Source organism: Streptomyces sp. NPDC058646 (assembly GCF_042716875.1).
GTDB lineage: Bacteria > Actinomycetota > Actinomycetes > Streptomycetales > Streptomycetaceae > Streptomyces.
This window is the reverse complement of the sequence record NZ_JBHXRK010000008.1, coordinates 1-17,475: the sequence shown is the minus strand read 5'-3', so window position 1 is coordinate 17,475 and position 17,475 is coordinate 1. Positions and strand designations below refer to the sequence as shown.

Genomic DNA, 17,475 nt, shown 5'->3' with positions numbered 1-17,475 from the left:
TCAGCCTTTCCGATCAGCAAGTACCTGCAGATCTGCGCGCCTTGACCGCTGAATACATGAACGCCGTCCGCTCCCGCCTCGCCGAGGTCGAAGACCCGGTCGTACGCGAACGGGCCGCCCGCCTGGTCACCGAGGAACTGCTGTCCACCGCGCTCAAAGCGGCCAAGGATGTACGCACCGCCGCCGTCGGCGAGTTGCGGCAGGGACGCACCCTCAAGGAAGTCGCCGGCCTCACCGGCCTCTCGGTACCGAGGATCGACCAGCTGCTCAAGGGCAAGTGAGCGGTCCGCACTCCTGGAGGGGTCGTCGTCGCGGCGCCGGGGCGGTACCGGTCGGCGCGACCGTCTCCCACGTCCTGGGCCGGCGCGAGCGTGGTGTTCCTCTCCGCCGCGGTGGAGATCCCCCACGACTCCCTGACGCCGGCGCCCTGGCCATCGCCGCGGCGGACGCCGCACTCGTGCGGTTCCTCACCCGCCGTCCCGGCCGCCCGGCGCCCGGCGTGACCGCTGTACGAGCATCGGACGGCGACCCGATGCCGCCACCGCACCTGGAAGGAACACCCGCATGAGCGACCACCGCACCCTCACCGACCCCGCCGGACTGCACGACCCCGCCCCGTTCGGATACAGCCATGCCGCCTCCGCCCCCGGCGAACTCGTCTTCATCGCCGGGCAGTACGCCTCGGACGCCACCGGTCAGGTCGTCCCCGGAGACTTCGCCGCACAGGTCGAGCGCTCCTTCGACAACCTGCGCCTGGCCCTCGCCGGCGTCGGCCTCGGCTTCGAACACGTCGTCCGGGTCGGCTCGTACGTCGTCGACCACGACCTGGCGAAGCTGGAGATCCTCGGCAAGGCCCTGCACCGCACCTGGGCCGACCGGCTGCCCGCGCAGACCCTCAGCGGGGTCGCCTGCCTCGCCCTGCCCGGCATGCTCTTCGAGATCGACGCGGTCGCGGTCCGCCCTGTTGCACGTCGTTGAAGTTACCTATGGGTGCGGCAGCTTGGGCAGCTTGCCTACGACCGCAACACCTCGTCGACAAGCACCCCGCTGGGACCACCCCAGCGGGGCGATCTTGTCCGCCGTCATCGGCACCTTCAGTGCCGGACCCGTTGACATCTTCAGTGTCGCCCGGCATCCGCCCACCCTCCGCACCCGAAGCAGCCTGAGCCAGGCGGCCGCAAGCTCCCCATGTACGCGGTGCACCGGGCCCTCGACCGGCCGGCCCACGCGATCGGGGCCGACGGCCGGCCGGTCCGTTCGACGGCAGGGGCCGGGCGGGGGCGGTTGGTGGCGGAGCGGGAGTGTGCCGGAGCGAGTGCCGGTGGAGGTGGCGCAGTGCGGGGCGGTCAGACCTCCACCGACTCCTTCTCCTGCGCCGCTTCGGTGGCCGTCGACGCCGCGGTGTGCGGCGTGCCCTCCGCGGGCCGGGGCGCGGAGTACATCACCGAGCCCTGCTTGTGCTCCTTCTCGATGAGCCCCTTCTTGGCCAGCGCCTCAAGGGTGTTGCGCACGACCTGCACGGACGCGGGCCGGCCGGGGTGCGCCTGGGCCAGTTCCGCGGCCACCTCACTGACCATACGGGGCTCCGCCGTCCCGACCAGGAGGGTGAGGACGAGTTCGCGCAGCGGGGTTTCTCCCTTGACCGGCTTCGTCTCGGCCTTGACCGGCTCGGCACTCGTCGTCACTGCTGCGGCGGCGGGCTTGCGTACCGCGGGCTTGCGTACGGCGGGCTTGCGCGCGGCGGTCTTGCCCTTCGTGGCTGACGCGGCAGTGCTGGACGCCTCCTTGGCCTGCGGTGCCTTCCGCGCCCGTGCCGTCCCCGTGGCCTTCCTCGCCTGGCGGGGCTGGGGCACCGCCCCTGCGGCAGCCCCGGCAGATGCGGAAGGCGCGGCCGGGGCCTCGTCGGCGGGGGAACGGAGCGGCTGGGGTGCTTCCGGTCCGGTGGGGGCGGCGGTGCCGTCGGCGGTGGCGGCGGGGTTCTCGTCCGCGGACGCGGACAGGCCACCCTGCATGCCGCACAGCCAGTGCTCGTCCGCCTTCAGCTGCTTCAGGCGGACTTCGAGTTCCGCGAGCTGGCCGGCGACGACTTCCTGTTCCTTGCGGTTGGTCTCGAGATCGGCGGAGAACCGCTGCGCGTACAGCGTGTGGATGGGCGTGGTGTCCGGCTCGTTGTTCATTGCGGCTCACTCTCCTCATACCTCAGGGTGTTGCTGCCGGATGTTACTCACCATCAGGCACCCGCAGTTCCTTCCCGTTGAAATCCGCTGCACTCCTCCGGCCTCGCCGTAGACCGCGGAACCGGAACCGAGTGGGGGCGGCGCCCGCCCCACGGCACACCGTTTCGACCCCGCTGCGCACCACACGTCGGTCGCCGGGCTGCGGGGCGACGTACAGAAAAACGATTCGCCGCACCTGAGGTCACGCCCCCACCCGCCGGGTGCCGCGCCCGGCAGGCGCGTGCCGCGCACACGCCTGCCACTCGTATGCCGACCCTGACCGCCAGGGCAACGGCGCGGCGTTCCCGCACGCAACGGCGACGGTTCTAACCTCGGCGCATGGCTGACACGTTCGACCACACCCCGCAGGTGTGGACTGCCGCGCGACTGCGCGAAGCGCTCACAGACGTCCCCGACGAGACGCCGATCCACATCGGGGTCGCGGACGGGCCGGGGGACTTCGAGGGATACGGCGAATACGTCCTGGTGGACGCCGAGCCGGTGGAGACGGACATCAGCGACGCGGGGGTGACACAGGTGCAGTTCACCCTGTTCGCGGACGTCCGGGCCGGTGCCTACTACCTCGACGTCGACTGACGCACACCGGGGCCGGGTGCGCAGCGCCGCACACCTCAGGCAGCTGCCCCCGGCGTACGGGATGCCCAGTTCGGCCGCGGTGACCGTCCCCCTTGAGCACGATCCCCTGCGAGGCCTTAGGACCTGCCGGTCATGCCGGCACCCCCTGCACAGGGCGCGGGAAACCGGTTGTCGCCGTTCTCCTTGCAGAAGGCGACGTAATGCCCCTCCGCTCCTGCTCGGGTGCAGGTCACCGGGACGTGGACGTCGTGCTTGCGGTTGCTGGAGTTGGAGTGGTCGGCGCGCGTGACGACGGCGCATTCGACCGTCTCGCCGCAGACCTGGCCGTTGCCGAGGTCGGCCGTGACGTGGACGCGAAGCCCGCGCGGGCGGCGAGCCGTACGATCTCGCGGGGCAGGAGGGCGGCACGGGGACCCGGCGGGCGGCTCCGCGAGCGTCCGACGGCAGCGGGGTGGGGGTCACCGGTACCGGTGAAGCGCAGCCGACTCGCGCAGCCCCCTACCGGGCATTTCGTCCCGCTGTTCGTCAGTCTGGGCATCCTGACTCCTTGCTCTCTTCCGCCACGACAGAAAGAGCCACGATGTCCTCCCCCCACTTCCCCGCAGCTCCGCGCACCACGATCGGCAGCACCACCCCCTTCGACGTCGGCCTGCCCGTGCTGCGCCTGGTCCTCGGCGCGATCATGTTCGTCCACGGCACCCAGAAGCTGTTCCAGTGGTTCGACGGCCCCGGCATCAAGGGCACCGGCATGTTCTTCAGCCGGGCCGGCTACCCGGCGGGCGAGACGATGGCGGCCGTCGCCGGCCTGACCGAGACGCTGGGCGGTCTGGGCCTGATCCTCGGCCTCCTCACCCCGCTGGCCGCAGCAGGCGTCGTCGGCGTCATGATCAACGCCGTCGCCGTGAAGTGGACCGGTGCCGTGATCGGCCAGGAAGGCGTGGAGTTCGAGTCCCTGATCATCGCCGCGGCCGTCACCCTCGCCCTCACGGGCCCGGGCCGGTACGCCCTGGACCGGTTCCTGCCGGTGCTCCGCGACCACCGGCTGGTCCACGGCTTCCTCGCGCTGCTCCTGGCCGTCGTCCTGGCCGTGGTCGTACTGCTGGTGCGCGACTGAGCCGCCGGCCCGGCGCCGGCCCCCCGGGGACCCCGGTACGTCAGTACCGGGGAGCCCCCTCCGCCTTGCGGTGCACGGGGCCGGACAACGCGGGCTCGGCCGACAGGAGCCGAAGGGGACGGCCTACCTGCGTACGGCGCTCAGCAGGGCCGCTGTGGGGGCCATGCGGCTCGGGGGTTCCCAGGTCCAGGTGCGGACGCTGGTGAAGCCCGCTGCGAGGACCGTGCTCGCGAGGGTGGCGAGGCCGGCGGGGAGCCACTTCTCGTGGGCGGCGAGGAGGATGCGGCCGCCCGGGCGCAGGACGCGGTGGAGATCCGCGAGGGCCGCGGGGACGTCGGGCCAGAGCTGGACGTTGTTGACGGCGATCACGATGTCGACGGAGGCGTCGGGCCGGCCGGTGCGGGCGGCGGTTCCGGGTGCGAGGTGCAGACGGCCGCGGGCGATCGGGGACGCGCAGCGGCGGCGGGCCATGGCCCGTATGACGTCGGAGGGGTCGATGCCGATGACGTGGGCCGAGCGCCCGGCGGCGGCTGCCAGCCCGACTCCCGGGCCAGGGCCGATGACCAGGACGACGTCCTGCTCGGAGGGGGCGGCGAGGGTGACGACGTGACGCTCGGTGGCGGCGTTGCCGTGGGCCATGAGTCGGCCGCCGAGGCGACCCAACAGGCCGCTGGGGCGGCCGAAACCCTTGGTCAGGAGCTGCCGCGTGATGCTCTCCACCCTCCCATCGAAGCACGCCGCGTACAGCGGGCGCGGCAAGCGGGCGCCGAGGGTGCGGCCGTGTCGACGCAGGCGGCGGCGCGGGATCCTCCACGGCGGGGGCGCCGATCGGGCCGGGTGGGCGGTCAGGCGGCCGGGGGAGCGGCCCGGTGAGCCGTGAGGAGCAGGTACTCCCACTCCATGACCCCGTCCCGGGTGTTCTCCTCGGCCAGCGCGTCGAGTTGGCGGTCCAGTTCCGCCGCCCGGTCGTGGTCGTCCCCGATGGCTCGGTAGACCGCGATGGCCGGCCCGTAACAGGTCTTGAAGAAGGTACGGAAGTCACCTGGAGCGGGGAAGGCCTCCACCCGGACGGTCCGCCGACGGGCGTCCACGTCCGTGACGCGGTCGCCGAGGAGCCCGTACACGTGCTCCTCGTCTCCCCACAGGGGCGGCGGCTGGGCTCCGGGCGGCGGAGGCGGCGCGTACGGTTTCATCGTCGCGAACATCCGGCCGATGAACCCCTGAGGTGTCCAGTTCGCCAGGCCCACCGTGCCACCGGTACGGCAGACGCGGACCAGTTCGTCGGCGGCGGTCTGGTGGTGCGGGGCGAACATGACGCCGAAGCAGGACATCACGACGTCGAACTCCCCGTCCGCGAACGGCAGGTGCTCCGCGTCCGCCTCGCGCCACTCCAGGCGGACTCCGCGCACTCCGGCGACGTTCCGGCCCACTTCGAGGAGCTCCGGCGTCAGGTCGCTCGCCACGACGTCCGCCCCGGCCAGAGCGGCGGGAATGGCTGCGTTGCCGGCGCCCGCGGCCACGTCCAGCACGCGGTCGCCCTGCTGCACCCCGCACTCCGCCACGAGTTCGGCGCCGGCGTTCGGGATGACGTGGGTGGCCACGGACGGGTAGTCGCCCATGGCCCACATGGCGCGGTGACGGGCTTTCAGCGCGCGATCGGCCGTGATCGCGTCGGTCGCTTCGGGCATGACCACCTCCAGGGCTCGGTCCGACCCCTTCCACGAGCGTAGGCGTCTTTCGCAGGAGCCGCAGTCCGGTGGCGGACCGCCGCTACGCCCCGGGGGATACGGGTGGAACCGACCGAGCAGGGGGCGGGCGGGCGTACGGGGTGCCGGGTGGTCACCCGTGCCGGCTGCCGCCGCTGCCCTTGCTCTCCCGGCCGCCGAGCCGGATGTGTACGGGTCGCCGCTGGGCGGGCTCCCGGCTCATCCAGTCAGCCGGGGCGCCATCGGCTGACGGCGTCAAAGGGCCTTCGGCGAGAAGGGCGAGGAGCCCGGCGATGTCGTGCCCCGCTTCGGCGGGGTGGCGGAACTTCGCGCCGAGGACGATCTCGTAGTGATTGCGGCGGCCGTCACGGACGCGCCGCAGGTATCCGGCTTCCTCCAGGTCGGCCACGATCGACTGGACCGTGCGCTCCGTGAGGGTGCAGATGCCGGCGACCTCGCGCAGGCGCACGCCAGGATCCCTGGAGATCGCCAGGAGAACCCGAGCATGGCTGGTCAGGAAGGTCCAAGGTGGCCGGTTGCCGGCGGCATCTCCCATACATCCACTATGCCCATATCTGAGACGTCTCGACAAAGTACGTCCTGTTATTCAGGTAATTCTTGACGTACGTCCGAGAGCTGCCTGACCATGCTGAAGAGAAGGACGGCGACCCGCTCGGCCAGGGAGGCAGTCATGGCCCAGACCTTGGACCCCGATTGCAGTGACGCTCCCGAATCGGGCGACACGCCCCGGCTGCAGGTGAGCGTCACCCCCGGTGCGCGGGGGAACGTCCACGTCCTCGTCTGCGGCGAGATCGACCTCCACAACGCCGCCGGCCTCCGCGGGGCACTCCTGGTCGCCCTCACCACCTACCGGGGCACCGTCACCGTGGACCTCGAGGCGGTCACATTCTGTGATTGCGCCGGCCTCAACGCCCTCCTCCAAGCACGCAGTGACGCCTTGAACGTCCGCAGGCAGATGTGGATCACCGCCGCAGGCCGGCAGGTGGGACGGCTGCTCCGGCTCACCGGCACGGAGGCCCTCCTCTGCGCCCGCCCCACCCCCGCCGGCGGGGCAGGCGACACCGATGATCGGGTCCTGCGACCGCCCGCGCCGTTGACAGCCTGAACTGCGTCAGCGGAAGCGCACCGTCTCGGCAGCGGCCCGGGGTGTGCACCCACGCCGACGAGGAGCGCGGCATTCTGGTGATCGAAGGAGACCGGGCGTGCTGAAGCACCGCGCCGCCCAGTGGATCCGCCGACGCTGTGGCAGGTCCTCCTGCACGGTCACGGCAGGTCGCGCAGGACGAGCGCTTCCGCGAAGGGGAGGCCGGTCCGTTGTGCGTAGGTCATCCGCTCGCGCACCTCGCTCAGGGTGCGCGGCCGGTAGCCGGGGCCGCCGCAGCAGCTCTTGTGGAAGCGCACCCCCGCGTTCAGCAGCACCGAAAGCGCCCGCCACGCCGCGGTGTCCCGACGTCGCGGCGCGGCGAAGGCCGACCCCACGTGGACCAGGGGCTCCGCGCACCGCGGGCAGGCCCGCTGGCGATCCCTGTCGTGGGGCTGCTTGTACGAGGCCCGGCAGGGCAGGCAGACGTACGAGGTCTTCGCGTGAGCCATCCGGGCATCGTAGGCATCGCCCCGCCGCCGAAGCGAGCGAATACGGCCCGCCGGGACAGCACTCCGTTGGTGTTCCTCGCCCCGCCAGATCATGCTTGTCAGTGGAGCCCTGCCCGTGCAGGTTGCCCGTGGGACCGCGGCGAAGGAACTCAGCGAGGGCGAGATGAGCGGCGATGGAGCAACTTCCCACCTCTCCTGATGAGCGGCCGGGGGAGACGAACCCCTCCCACGAGCCGACGGCGTACACGGCCACGGCCACCATCAGCGAGCAGGGCGCCGTGACCGAGTGGAGCGAGGACGCCCGCCGCCTGCTCGGCTACCTGCCCTCCGAGGTCGTGGGACTGCCCGCCGCACGGCTGCTCGCCGATGACGCCGACGCCGTCGGCGACACGGCGCGGGGGATCGCGCCGGAACAGGAGCGCTGGAGCGGCACGGTCGCGGTGCGGCACCGCGACGGCCGCCGACTGGAGCTGCGGCTGCTCGCGCACCGCTGGACGTCCACCGGCGGAACCACCAAGTGGACCGTCGTGTCCGCAGTAGCGGGCACCCCCGACACCGGGGGCGGCACCGCGGATGCGCCCGGAGCGTCCGGCCCCGCGGGAACGAGCGGGGGCGAACCGCTGCAGGAGCTGAACGAATGGGCGTTCACCCAGTCCCCCTGCTTCCTGGCGATCTTCGATGCGGACCTGCGCCTGGTGCGGGCCAACGCCGGCATGGAGCGCACCCTGTCCCTCTCGGAGGACGAGGTGAGAGGGCTGCGACTGCCCGAGATCGCACCGGATCCGGTGAGCGACGAGACCGAACGGAAGATGCGCCTGGTGCTGGAGACCGGTGAGCCGCAGTACGTGGACGCGTTCCTCCGGCCCGCAGGTGCGGGCAGCGAGCACGCCTGGGCGACGTCGCTGAACCCCTTGCGGGACGCGGACGGGCAGGTGCGGGCCGTGAACCTGGCCGTGCACGACAGGACCGGGGCCGAGGTCGACCGGCAGCAGCTGCTGGTGCCGGAGGTCGCCGGCGCCATCGGCACCACCCTGGACAGTGCCCGCACCGCACAGGAGTTGGCCGACGTCGCCGTCCCCCGGCTCGCCGACTTCATCGTCGTCGACCTGCTGGAGCCTCCCCCGCGCGGCGACGATCCGTCCACCGGTCCGGTGACGGGCCCGGTCACCGTCTGCCGTACCGCCGTGCGGTCGGTCCTCGACGGAAGTCCGGAGTCCCAGGTCGCGGTCGGCGGGACGACCGTCTACCCGCCGCTGTCACCTCCCGCCGAGTGCCTGGCCGCAGGCCGCGGCGCCGTGTACGGGGCCACCGACTCGGCCATCGCCCGCTGGGTGGCCGAGGACCCCGGGGCCGCCTGGATCAGCGCGTACGGGACCCACTCGATGATGGTGGTGCCGCTGCGGGCCGGTGGAGTCACCCTCGGCCTGGCCATCTTCAGCCGGCATCCGCGCCGGGAGCCCTTCCAGCCGAAGGACCTCTGGCTGGCCGAGGAACTCACGACCAGGGCGGCCGTCAGCATCCACAACGCACGCCGGCACACCCGGGAGCACACCAGCACCATGACGCTCCAGCGCAGCCTGCTCCCGCACACGCTGCCGCCGCACACGGCCCTGGAGATCGCCTCCCGCTACCTGCCCGCCGGCAGCGAGGCGGGGGTGGGCGGGGACTGGTTCGACGTCATCCCGCTGTCCGGCGCGCGGGTCGCCCTCGTCGTGGGCGATGTCGTAGGCCACGGAATCCGCGCCGCCGCCACCATGGGCCGGCTGCGGACCGCCGTACGCACTCTGGCCGACGTCGACCTGCCGCCCGACGAACTGCTCACCCACCTCGACGACCTCATCATCCACCTCTCCGCCGACGAGGCCGACCGGGACGCCGCCGGGGAGGCCGCCGGGGGCATCGGCACCACCTGCCTGTACGTGGTCTACGACCCGGTCACCCGCCGCTGCACCGTCGCCCGGGCCGGTCATCCACCGCCCGCCGTGGTCTCCCCGGAGGGCTCCGTGTACCTCCTCGACGTCCCGGCCGGCCCGCCGCTGGGCCTGGGCGGCCTGCCCTTCGAGACCGTCGAGGTCGAACTCCCCGAGGGCAGCATGCTCGCCCTCTACACCGATGGCCTGCTGCAGGCCCGCGACCACGACATCGACGAGGCGCTGGACAGCATGTTCGCGGCGCTCGTCCGTCCCGCCACCACCCTGGAAACGGTCTGCGACCGCGTACTGACGGCCCTGTTGACGCACCCTCCCGACGACGACGTGGCCCTGCTGGTCGCCCGCACCCGGGTGCTGCACTCCGACCAGGTCGTCGTCTGGGACCTCTCCTCGGACCCCTCCGTCGTCTCCCAGGCCCGCCGGAACACCACCGACCAACTGACGGCGTGGGGACTGGAGGAGGCCGCCTTCGTGACCGAACTCCTGGTGAGCGAACTGGTCACCAATGCCATCCGGTACGGCGAAGCCCCCATCCAGCTACGGCTCATCCACGAGAGCACCACCCTGATCTGCGAAGTCTCCGACGCCAGCAGCACCGCCCCGCACATGCGGCGCGCCCGGATCTTCGACGAGGGCGGGCGGGGCCTGCTGCTGGTCGCCCAGCTCGCCCAGCGCTGGGGCACCCGGCACGCGCCCATCGGCAAGACCATCTGGGCCGAGCAGTCCCTCCTCGGGTACTGAGCTCCAGACTCGGGTACTGGGCCCCCGCTCTGCTGGCGGCGGCCCTACGGCTCGGGCAGGGGGTGGAACACGGGCCGGGCCCAGGCCGGAGGCTCGGGCGGCGGTGGCAGAGCACTTCCCGAGATCCCGGAAGGCCGCGGAGCAGTCTTGGGCGGCGGACCCGGACGCTCGCGGCGGCCGCCGCCCCCGGTGGCGAGGCGCAGGGCCGCCACGAATTCCAGGCAGGAGTCGTAACGGTCCTCAGGGACCTTGGCCAGGGCCTTCGCCAGGACGTCGTCGGCGGCGGGTGCGATCTCCGGGCGGCTCTCGGTCAGGGCCGGCGGCTGGTCGTACTGGTGCGCCCACAGCAGTGCCACGTCCTCCTCGCGCTGGAAGGGCGGCCCGCCGGCCAGGGTCTCGTGGACGACGCAGGCGAGGCTGTACAGGTCGCACCTGCCGTCCACCGGCCGGCCCGAGATCTGTTCCGGCGCCATGTAGTCGAGCGTGCCGACGAACTCGCCGGCCGTGGTGAACCCGGTCAGCGACAGGGACTTCTTCGTCAGTCCGAAGTCGGTGAGGTAGACGTGCTCGGGGTGGTCGCTGTCGGTGCCCGCGGCGACCAGGATGTTGCCGGGTTTGACGTCCCGGTGCACCAGATCGTGCTCGTGGGCCGCGTCGAGTGCGGATGCCACCTGGGCGGCGATGCGCAGAGCCGTCGCGACGGGGAGCGGACCGTCCCGGTCCAGCAAGCCCCGCAGGTCCAGGCCGGGAACGTACCGCATGGCGATGTACAGCACGCCGTCCGTCTCACCGGCCTCGAAGATCGGCACGATGTGCGGGTGGTCGATCTTCGCGGCCACGCGCGACTCGTGGGTGAAGCGACGCCGGAAGGTCTCGTCGCGGGCTCGCTCCGGGGCGATCAGCTTGAGCGCGACCGTACGGTCCAGGCGGAGGTCCTGCGCACGGTAGACGACGGCCATGCCACCGTGGCCGATCATGCGCTCGACCCGGTAGCCCGCGACCTGCTTCCCGATCAGGTCGGAGGCCCCGCCCGTGTACAGGCTCAGATTCGATGCCGAGCCCATCAGGAGACCCCCTCACCCGGCCGAACCGAGGACGGCTCGGCGCCGCTGTGGTGCCGTTGGGCGAAGGTGCCGATCGTGGTGACCCGGTCCTCCGCGCGGCCCGTGACAGGCCGCTCTTCCACACCTGAAAGTCTATCCAGTGATCCACACCAGTGCCCGTTCAAGACCGGTGGGCGGGGACGGGCGGACGGCTCCGGTGCGATGCACACGGAGCCGGCCCGCACGGCCACCTCCGGCGATGAGCGCGCCGGACGTGGGGTGCGGGGGCGCCCTGCGGGCCTGGGAGGAGGGGCCGGGGCGATCCTCCCGATGCTCCCGGCCGACTCGCTCATTCGGACTGCTCCTGGTTGCCGGAGTCCTGGCCCGACTCACCGTTGCCGTTGCCGTTGCCGTTGCCTCCGCCGGAGTCCTGGCCCGGCTGCTCACCGTTGCCGTTGCCTCCGCCGGAGTCCCGGCCGGGCTCATTGCCGGAGTCCTGCCCCGGCTGATCGTTGCCGGTGTCACCCTGGCCCGGCTGGTTGCCGGGTTGGTTTCCGGAATCCTGGCCCGACCCGTTGCCGGGATCGGTCCCCGGGGCGTTGCCCGGGTCCTTGTCGGGTTCCTTGGCGGGCTCCTTTTCGGGTTCCTTGGGCGGTTCCTTGGCGGGGTCCTTTTCAGGCTCCTTGGCGGGGTCCTTCTCAGGCTCCTTGGCCGGTTCCTTCTCAGGTTCCTTCGGCGGTTCCTTGGCGGGCTCCTTTTCGGGTTCCTTCGGCGGTTCCTTGGCCGGGTCCTTGTCGGGTTCCTTGGCGGGCTCCTTTTCGGGTTCCTTCGGCGGTTCCTTGGCCGGGTCCTTGTCGGGTTCCTTGGCCGGTTCCTTCTCAGGTTCCTTCGGCGGTTCCTTGGCCGGGTCCTTGTCAGGTTCCTTGGCCGGTTCCTTCTCAGGTTCCTTCGGCGGTTCCTTCGCCGGGTCCTTGTCGGGTTCCTTGGCCGGGTCCTTCTCAGGTTCCTTCGGCGGTTCCTTCGCCGGGTCCTTGTCGGGTTCCTTGGCCGGGTCCTTTTCGGGTTCCTTCGGCGGTTCCTTCGCCGGGTCCTTGTCGGGTTCCTTGTCAGGTTCCTTGGCGGGCTCCTTCTCGGGTTCCTTCGGCGGTTCCTTCGCCGGGTCCTTGTCGGGTTCCTTGGCCGGGTCCTTTTCGGGTTCCTTCGGCGGTTCCTTCGCGGGTTCCTTCTCGGGTTCCTTGGCGGGCTCCTTCTCAGGTTCCTTCGGCGGGTTCTTCGCGGGGTCCTTTTCCGGTTCCTTCGGCGGTTCCTTGGCGGGGTCCTTGTCAGGCTCCTTGGCCGGGTCCTTCCCGGGCTGGTCGCCCGGGTCCTTCTCGAAATCCTTGGCCGGGTCTCTGCCGGGCTCCTTGGCCGGTTCCTTGGCCGGGTCCTTGCCGGGCTGGTCGCCCGGGTCCTTCTCGGGTTCCTTGGCGGGGTCCTCGGCCGGCTGGTTGCCCGGCTCGTTCTCGGACGGGTTGTCCTCCGATGACGGATGCGCCGGCGGCAGGACCGGGTACGGCGCGTCGGGGGTCTGACCCTTCGGGGTGGGCACCGCGTGGTCGTGCCTGCCCTGTACGTCCCCGCTCGGGCGGGCGTACCAGCCCTTGCCGTCCTGGTCGTACATCGTGACGGTCTCCACCGGCTCCTCGGCGGGCTTGACCGCGACCAGGTCGGAGGACTGGAACGCCGACCACTCCTTGCCGCTGTACGTCTGCTTGCCCTTGACGGCGACCGGCGGGCTTAGGGGGTTGCCGCAGGCACAACGGACACGAGGTACGCCGCGGTCGTCCACGAGGACGGCCGTACCGGCCTGCAGGACCGCCTGGTAGCTGGTGGGTGCGTCGTTCTTGTACCCGTAGTTGGTGACCCGCGTGTCCCAGCCCAGGCGGACGGGCGTCAGCGACCGCAGGTAGGTGGGGATCTCGGGCTGCTGGATGCGCAGGGGAGTGGCGAACGCCTTTCCCTTCTCCGAGTGCTGCGTGAGGAACTTGACCTGCTTCTCGACGTCGCAGCTCGTGACGTTCCGCGTGCCTCCGTACAGCCCCGGGTACGCGCCGTGGACCTCCAGCGTGCGTACCGCGCCGGCCTTGGCACCGCTCGTGGGGGGCCTGGCCTTGGCCTTGGCCGAGGGCTTGATCTCGACGGTCTGGGACACCGTGGCGGTCGAGGGCGTGAACGGGTCGGGGCCGGCGGCAGCGGCGCTCTGGAGGAAGACCTCACCGCCGGATGCCTTGTTCCCGCCGAGGACGGTCAGGCTGAGGACCACTGCCGTAGCCATGGCCACGGCCGTGCCGGCGGTCAGCAGGACCCTGCGCGACCGCCGCGCGCGAGCGGGCTTTTCACGGCGCTTCCCGGGCTCACCGGGGTCGTCGCTGCCGGTCGGCGGACCAGGGGTCACCGGTGGTGGCGGCGGCCCCGCTGCCGAGGGCGGCGGGGGCGGCGGCACCGGTGGCGGAGGCTGCTGGTTCGACGGCCGACTGGACAGCGGACCGGACGGGGGGCCGGTGGGGCGCTCGGACGGAGGAGGTAGGGAACTCACGGCACTCTCCTCCCGAAGTACGACATCGGGAAAATGATGGCTATCCACATGTGCTCGCTCCTTAACGCCATTATGGCCTCCCTGCGGTGGAGGCGTGGATCATGGAATTTCCGCGCTCGCGGGCCCATCTCCTGAGTAAGCCCTCGGCTCCGGGGCGCGTCACGTCGCGCCTTTTCGGGACTTGACAGCTGGCGTCGCGGGGGAGGGGAGGCGGAGCACCCGGGGATCAGCGGGGAGGAGCAGCCGGCGCAGCGGTGTGCGCCGTGCAGTGCGGCCGTGCCCGGCCGGGCCAGAGCCTCACGCGTGCCGTCCTCCCGCGGCGGTGCGACGCTGGGACGAGGACGTGGCCGGTGGGGAGCGGGCGGTGCGGCCGGGGGCGAGCGGGGGTCCGTGCGGACTTCGAGGAGACCCCATGAGGGTCGTGACGCGGAGAGATCCGGGCAGGGTCGGGTTCCTCGGGCTCGCGGTGGCCGGGGCCATCAGCTGCGCTCTGCTGCTCGCCACCGGCGCTGCCGCCGCCGCGCAGGAGACGGCCGGCCGGCAGGCGCCCGGTGCGCCGTGTACGAGCACGCAGCTCATCGCGGACAGCGCGCAGCGTATCGGCAGCCACCAGGTGCGGATCACCGTGATCAACGACGGTCCGCGGGCCTGCGTCCTGAAGGGGTTCCCCACGGTCGCGCTGGCCGGGCAGGGCTCGCCGGACCGCAACACACCCCTGAACGTGGTCGGCCAGGGTCCGGCGCGTGACGTGCAGCTGGTGGTCGGCGGCCGGGCCGCGATCCGGCTCACCTTCACCCCGGTCCTCGGCGAGGCCGAAGGCTACTGTGCCTCCGGCGCCGAGCCGTCCGTCGCCCCTTCCCTCGTGCTGGGGGTGGGAGGCGGCGGCCTCCAGCTGGCTCCCGACGACGGCGGCGGGTTCGCACTCTGCGGGACCACCGTCCGGGCCACCGCCTTCCGGGGCAGCAGATGACCTCAAGTGCCCCGGTCCGTCGTTCACGTCAGCCGGGCGGGCCTACGGGGCGGGCCTACGGAAGGGCCGTGAAGGTGGCCTCGGTGAACTCCGTGACCTCGGAGAAACCGAGCCTGCGGTAGAGCCCGGCGGCCGTGGCGTTGTCCGCCCGGACGTTCAAGCCGATGTGGTCCACGGTCTTCCCGAGCCGTCGGCACAGGTCGGCGACGCAGGCTCCGCCCGCGCCCTGCCCGCGCACCCCGGGGTGGGTGGTGACGTTTCCGATCGCGGCGACCCGGTAGGCGGTCGAGTAGACGTGCACACCGGCGACGGCCACCAGCCGCCCGTCCTGCCGCGCGCCCACGTACTGGCCGGTGTCGAGCATCCGGTCGTCGAACCAGTTCCCCGGGTACGCCTGCGCGAACAGCTCCAGCAGCTCCGGCAGGTCGCCCCGGCCCAGCGGAGCGGGCCGCCACGGGCCCTCCGGGTGCAGGGCGGCGCGCTCGGGGTCGGTGAGCGTCATCCGCAGCAGGGTGCCGTGCGGCTGCACCGCGTACGCCGACTCCAGCACCTTGCCGGCCTCGCCGGTGAGGTGCCCGAAGAAGCGCCGGGGGAGGACGGGCAGCAGTGCCTCGGCGAGCTCCTCCAGCCCGGCCGCCTGCTCGGGGCGGGCGAAGGCGAGCAGGGTCGGGGTGTCGCCGACCGCGTAGAGCAGTGCGACCGGCCCGTCCTCCGACACCGTGTACCAACTGGTGTGGGGCCACAACAGATCGTCCAGGTCGCCGAGTTCCATCAGGTGCATCGCCGGGTCCCGCCCGAAGCGGTCGGCCAGGGCGGATCGGTCGTGGAGGCTGCGCAGGGTCACCGGCCCAGCCTACGGGGAGGCCCGGACCCGCCGGTCAGGGACCCTGCCCCGGCCCGCGGGCGGGCAGCCCGGCGGGGCCTACCCGCGACCGGGCCGGAGGGTCGCCAGGACGGGCTCCGCGGGCTGCAGGGTGAGCCCGGGGAAGACCTTCGCCCGTACGGCCCCGGTGTCCAGGTGGAACCGCTGCCCCAGTACGGCCAGCACCAGCGCCGCCTCCACGAGGGCGAACCGTGCCCCCAGGCAGGCCCGCGGGCCGCCGCCGAACGGGAACCAGGCGTGCTCCGGCACCGGATGGGGAGCGTCCGCGTCCCAGCGCTCCGGGCGGAAGGCCTCTGGTTCAGGGAACCAGCGCTCGTCCCGGTGCACCGACCAGGGGCTGGTCCACACCGAGGTGCCGGCGGGCACCGCCCGGCCGCCGATCGCCGCGCCCTCGCCGGCCACCGCCGAGATCAGCCAGATCGGCGGATAGATCCGCAAGGCCTCCTTGACCACCTGCTGCGTCCAGGGAAGCCGCGCGTAGTCCTCGTACGCGGGCAGCCGCCCGCCGAGTACCCGGTCGAGCTCCTCCGCCAGCCGTTCCCGGGCTCGCGGCGCGCCCGACAGCAGCTGCCAGGCCCAGGTCAGCGTGGTCGAGGTGGTCTCGTGTCCGCCGATGTACAGCGTGATCGACTCGTCACGCAGCTCCGTACGGGACAGTGGAAGGCCCTTCTCGTCGCGGGCCGCCAGCAGCCGGCTCAGCAGGTCGTCCCGCTCCTCACCCGCCGCGGAGGCCGCCTCGTGCTCGCGTATGACGTGGTCGATCTCCCGGTCCAGGACAGCCACCGCCGCCCGCATGCGGCGGCGACCCGGCGTCAGCACCCAGGGAGGCAGGAAGAGCGTCACCCCGCGGAACTCCATGCCCAGCTCGTGCTGGGCCGTGGCCATCGCCGCGCTGATCGGGGCCTCCCGCCCGGCCGCGTCACTCCCGAAGAGGGTGCGCACCGCGATCCGCTGGGTCAGCCCGGCCATCTCCTTGTGGACGTCGATCCGGTCGCCTTCCGCCCAGCTACGGGTCAGCGCGTCCGCACACTCCACCATCGTGGCGGCGTACTCGCGCACCTGGCGGGGCCGTACCGCGGGCTGCACCAGGGCCCGCTTGCGGCGCCAGTCGTCCCCGGTGGCGACGACCACGCCGTTGCCCAGCAGGCGGCGGAAGGCCCAGCCCAGCTCGGTCGGCCGGAACGTACCCTCGACCGCGCCGAGCAGCTCCCCGGCGTGCTCGGGCCGGGACACCAGGACGTTGCGCTGCGGCCCGAGCGCCCACGGCACCCAGTCCCCGTACTCGTCGCGCAGGGACTCGAAGAAGGCCAGCGGGTCGCGGGCGAAGGCCGGGAGGTTCCCGAGCAGCGGCCACTGGCGTGGTCCGCGCTCGGCGCCCGCGGGCGTCGGCTGGGTGGCGGTCACGCACGCATGGTGACAGCGCGCCCGTCAGGGCGCCAGGGCTCCCGTCGCCGAACTCCCGCCCGGCCGCTGCCCTTTCGGCTTCGGGTGGGTGGGAGGACTCAGCGGGCTCGTCGAGCCAGTCGCCAGGAACGAGGTCCCGGATGCGGTCGAGCAAGATGCCCCACGACGCGGCTCCCTGCTCTCCCTCCGTCGCCGGGTCCCTCGAGCAGGGCGTGCAGCAGGTCCACCGCCAGATCGTGGCCGTAGTACAGGGCGAGGTCCAGGGGCGTATCACCGTCCGGATCCGCCAGCTCGGGGTTTGCGCCGTGAGCCAGCAGGACGGCAGTGGTCCGGACACTGAGCGGTCGACGGTTCTGCAGGGCGCCGTCGCTCTCCACCTCGATGGCGTGGGTCAGCAGCGTCGTTCCGTGGCAGACCTCGTCCGGGTCGGCGCCCTCGGCCAGCAGCCGGCCCACGGCGTCGGCGTCCTCGTTCTCGACGGCCCAGTGGGCCGGCGTCCAGCATTCCCTACTCACCGGAGCATTCAACAGCATGCCGCCGCGGTGATCAGCGTCCGCGGGAGCTTCTATCAGGTTCGATTGTTGGTGTCAAGCCACGAGTTTCGGTTACATGACGCGGGGGTGGCGTGCGGGCTCTACTGGAAGCACGCCCCACCGGGAGAGACACACCGGAAACGGAGAC

The 17,475-nt window shown here is 72.2% G+C and carries 18 protein-coding genes; 7 read left to right on the top strand and 11 right to left on the bottom strand.

Annotation, left to right across the window (positions count from 1 at the left end; translation table 11 throughout):
- The first annotated feature begins 41 nt into the window (after window positions 1-41).
- Window positions 42-281 (top strand): hypothetical protein, encoded by a 240-nt coding sequence (locus ACFWUZ_RS11845; protein ID WP_384370903.1) that lies wholly within the window; start codon window positions 42-44, stop codon window positions 279-281.
- 283 nt (window positions 282-564) lie between these two features.
- Window positions 565-978, top strand: coding sequence for a RidA family protein (locus tag ACFWUZ_RS11840; RefSeq protein ID WP_384370901.1), 414 nt, complete (start codon window positions 565-567; stop codon window positions 976-978).
- Window positions 979-1,346: 368 nt separating this feature from the next.
- On the opposite strand, the gene ACFWUZ_RS11835 is transcribed toward ACFWUZ_RS11840, so the two are convergent.
- Window positions 1,347-2,177: a hypothetical protein gene (locus tag ACFWUZ_RS11835; RefSeq protein WP_384370899.1), complete on the bottom strand. Its 831-nt coding sequence runs from the start codon at window positions 2,175-2,177 to the stop codon at window positions 1,347-1,349.
- 378 nt (window positions 2,178-2,555) lie between these two features.
- Between ACFWUZ_RS11835 and ACFWUZ_RS11830 the strand changes: the two genes are divergently transcribed.
- Together ACFWUZ_RS11830 and ACFWUZ_RS11825 are read left to right on the top strand one after the other, a co-directional pair.
- Window positions 2,556-2,813 (top strand): DUF6225 family protein, encoded by a 258-nt coding sequence (locus tag ACFWUZ_RS11830; RefSeq protein ID WP_384370897.1) that lies wholly within the window; start codon window positions 2,556-2,558, stop codon window positions 2,811-2,813.
- 580 nt (window positions 2,814-3,393) lie between these two features.
- Window positions 3,394-3,927: a DoxX family protein gene (locus tag ACFWUZ_RS11825; RefSeq protein ID WP_384370895.1), complete on the top strand. Its 534-nt coding sequence runs from the start codon at window positions 3,394-3,396 to the stop codon at window positions 3,925-3,927.
- A gap of 123 nt (window positions 3,928-4,050) precedes the next feature.
- Here the strand turns inward: ACFWUZ_RS11825 and ACFWUZ_RS11820 are convergent, their stop codons facing one another.
- The 3 genes from ACFWUZ_RS11820 to ACFWUZ_RS11810 all read right to left on the bottom strand — a co-directional run bounded on the left by ACFWUZ_RS11820 (window position 4,051) and on the right by ACFWUZ_RS11810 (window position 6,189).
- Window positions 4,051-4,647, bottom strand: coding sequence for a class I SAM-dependent methyltransferase (locus ACFWUZ_RS11820; protein ID WP_384370893.1), 597 nt, complete (start codon window positions 4,645-4,647; stop codon window positions 4,051-4,053).
- Between the two features lie 125 nt (window positions 4,648-4,772).
- On the bottom strand, window positions 4,773-5,615 hold the full coding sequence (locus ACFWUZ_RS11815; RefSeq protein WP_384370891.1) for a class I SAM-dependent methyltransferase: 843 nt from the start codon (window positions 5,613-5,615) through the stop codon (window positions 4,773-4,775).
- Window positions 5,616-5,766: 151 nt separating this feature from the next.
- Complete coding sequence (locus tag ACFWUZ_RS11810) at window positions 5,767-6,189, bottom strand: helix-turn-helix transcriptional regulator (protein WP_384370889.1); 423 nt, start codon at window positions 6,187-6,189, stop codon at window positions 5,767-5,769.
- 135 nt (window positions 6,190-6,324) lie between these two features.
- Between ACFWUZ_RS11810 and ACFWUZ_RS11805 the strand changes: the two genes are divergently transcribed.
- Window positions 6,325-6,759, top strand: coding sequence for an STAS domain-containing protein (locus tag ACFWUZ_RS11805; protein ID WP_384370887.1), 435 nt, complete (start codon window positions 6,325-6,327; stop codon window positions 6,757-6,759).
- 158 nt (window positions 6,760-6,917) lie between these two features.
- Here the strand turns inward: ACFWUZ_RS11805 and ACFWUZ_RS11800 are convergent, their stop codons facing one another.
- Entirely contained in the window at window positions 6,918-7,247 is a 330-nt protein-coding gene (locus ACFWUZ_RS11800) for a deoxyxylulose-5-phosphate synthase (RefSeq protein ID WP_384370885.1), read from the bottom strand.
- Between the two features lie 173 nt (window positions 7,248-7,420).
- Here ACFWUZ_RS11800 and ACFWUZ_RS11795 point away from each other — a divergent pair, with 173 nt between their 5' ends.
- The gene (locus tag ACFWUZ_RS11795) at window positions 7,421-9,919 is read left to right on the top strand and encodes a SpoIIE family protein phosphatase (protein WP_384370883.1); all 2,499 of its coding nucleotides are present in this window, start codon (window positions 7,421-7,423) and stop codon (window positions 9,917-9,919) included.
- Window positions 9,920-9,963: 44 nt separating this feature from the next.
- On the opposite strand, the gene ACFWUZ_RS11790 is transcribed toward ACFWUZ_RS11795, so the two are convergent.
- The 3 genes from ACFWUZ_RS11790 to ACFWUZ_RS11780 all read right to left on the bottom strand — a co-directional run bounded on the left by ACFWUZ_RS11790 (window position 9,964) and on the right by ACFWUZ_RS11780 (window position 13,276).
- Window positions 9,964-10,983, bottom strand: coding sequence for a serine/threonine-protein kinase (locus ACFWUZ_RS11790; protein ID WP_384370881.1), 1,020 nt, complete (start codon window positions 10,981-10,983; stop codon window positions 9,964-9,966).
- Window positions 10,983-11,105, bottom strand: coding sequence for a hypothetical protein (locus ACFWUZ_RS11785; RefSeq protein ID WP_384370879.1), 123 nt, complete (start codon window positions 11,103-11,105; stop codon window positions 10,983-10,985). The genes ACFWUZ_RS11790 and ACFWUZ_RS11785 overlap by 1 nt, the downstream gene beginning before the upstream one ends.
- A gap of 206 nt (window positions 11,106-11,311) precedes the next feature.
- Window positions 11,312-13,276 (bottom strand): DUF6777 domain-containing protein, encoded by a 1,965-nt coding sequence (locus ACFWUZ_RS11780; RefSeq protein ID WP_384370877.1) that lies wholly within the window; start codon window positions 13,274-13,276, stop codon window positions 11,312-11,314.
- Window positions 13,277-13,949: 673 nt separating this feature from the next.
- Between ACFWUZ_RS11780 and ACFWUZ_RS11775 the strand changes: the two genes are divergently transcribed.
- Window positions 13,950-14,507 (top strand): DUF4232 domain-containing protein, encoded by a 558-nt coding sequence (locus ACFWUZ_RS11775; protein WP_384370875.1) that lies wholly within the window; start codon window positions 13,950-13,952, stop codon window positions 14,505-14,507.
- A gap of 55 nt (window positions 14,508-14,562) precedes the next feature.
- Here ACFWUZ_RS11775 and ACFWUZ_RS11770 read toward each other — a convergent pair whose 3' ends face one another.
- From ACFWUZ_RS11770 to ACFWUZ_RS11760, 3 genes are all read right to left on the bottom strand, one after another.
- Window positions 14,563-15,351 carry a GNAT family N-acetyltransferase gene (locus tag ACFWUZ_RS11770; RefSeq protein ID WP_384370873.1) on the bottom strand — a complete coding sequence of 263 codons (789 nt, stop codon included), beginning with the start codon at window positions 15,349-15,351 and terminating at the stop codon, window positions 14,563-14,565.
- Window positions 15,352-15,429: 78 nt separating this feature from the next.
- Window positions 15,430-16,794 carry a cytochrome P450 gene (locus ACFWUZ_RS11765; RefSeq protein WP_384370871.1) on the bottom strand — a complete coding sequence of 455 codons (1,365 nt, stop codon included), beginning with the start codon at window positions 16,792-16,794 and terminating at the stop codon, window positions 15,430-15,432.
- 98 nt (window positions 16,795-16,892) lie between these two features.
- On the bottom strand, window positions 16,893-17,309 hold the full coding sequence (locus tag ACFWUZ_RS11760) for an ankyrin repeat domain-containing protein (protein ID WP_384370869.1): 417 nt from the start codon (window positions 17,307-17,309) through the stop codon (window positions 16,893-16,895).
- Window positions 17,310-17,475 lie beyond the last annotated feature (166 nt).

Excerpts from the sequence above, each read along its gene's own strand:
- ACFWUZ_RS11840 (WP_384370901.1), top strand. The coding sequence starts at position 565 with ATGAGCGACCACCGCACCCTCACCGACCCCGCCGGACTGCACGACCCC.
- ACFWUZ_RS11835 (WP_384370899.1), bottom strand. The coding sequence starts at position 2,177 with ATGAACAACGAGCCGGACACCACGCCCATCCACACGCTGTACGCGCAG.
- ACFWUZ_RS11830 (WP_384370897.1), top strand. The coding sequence starts at position 2,556 with ATGGCTGACACGTTCGACCACACCCCGCAGGTGTGGACTGCCGCGCGA.
- ACFWUZ_RS11825 (WP_384370895.1), top strand. The coding sequence starts at position 3,394 with ATGTCCTCCCCCCACTTCCCCGCAGCTCCGCGCACCACGATCGGCAGC.
- ACFWUZ_RS11815 (WP_384370891.1), bottom strand. The coding sequence starts at position 5,615 with ATGCCCGAAGCGACCGACGCGATCACGGCCGATCGCGCGCTGAAAGCC.
- ACFWUZ_RS11810 (WP_384370889.1), bottom strand. The coding sequence starts at position 6,189 with ATGGGAGATGCCGCCGGCAACCGGCCACCTTGGACCTTCCTGACCAGC.
- ACFWUZ_RS11805 (WP_384370887.1), top strand. The coding sequence starts at position 6,325 with ATGGCCCAGACCTTGGACCCCGATTGCAGTGACGCTCCCGAATCGGGC.
- ACFWUZ_RS11800 (WP_384370885.1), bottom strand. The coding sequence starts at position 7,247 with ATGGCTCACGCGAAGACCTCGTACGTCTGCCTGCCCTGCCGGGCCTCG.
- ACFWUZ_RS11795 (WP_384370883.1), top strand. The coding sequence starts at position 7,421 with ATGGAGCAACTTCCCACCTCTCCTGATGAGCGGCCGGGGGAGACGAAC.
- ACFWUZ_RS11790 (WP_384370881.1), bottom strand. The coding sequence starts at position 10,983 with ATGGGCTCGGCATCGAATCTGAGCCTGTACACGGGCGGGGCCTCCGAC.
- ACFWUZ_RS11780 (WP_384370877.1), bottom strand. The coding sequence starts at position 13,276 with ATGGCTACGGCAGTGGTCCTCAGCCTGACCGTCCTCGGCGGGAACAAG.
- ACFWUZ_RS11775 (WP_384370875.1), top strand. The coding sequence starts at position 13,950 with ATGAGGGTCGTGACGCGGAGAGATCCGGGCAGGGTCGGGTTCCTCGGG.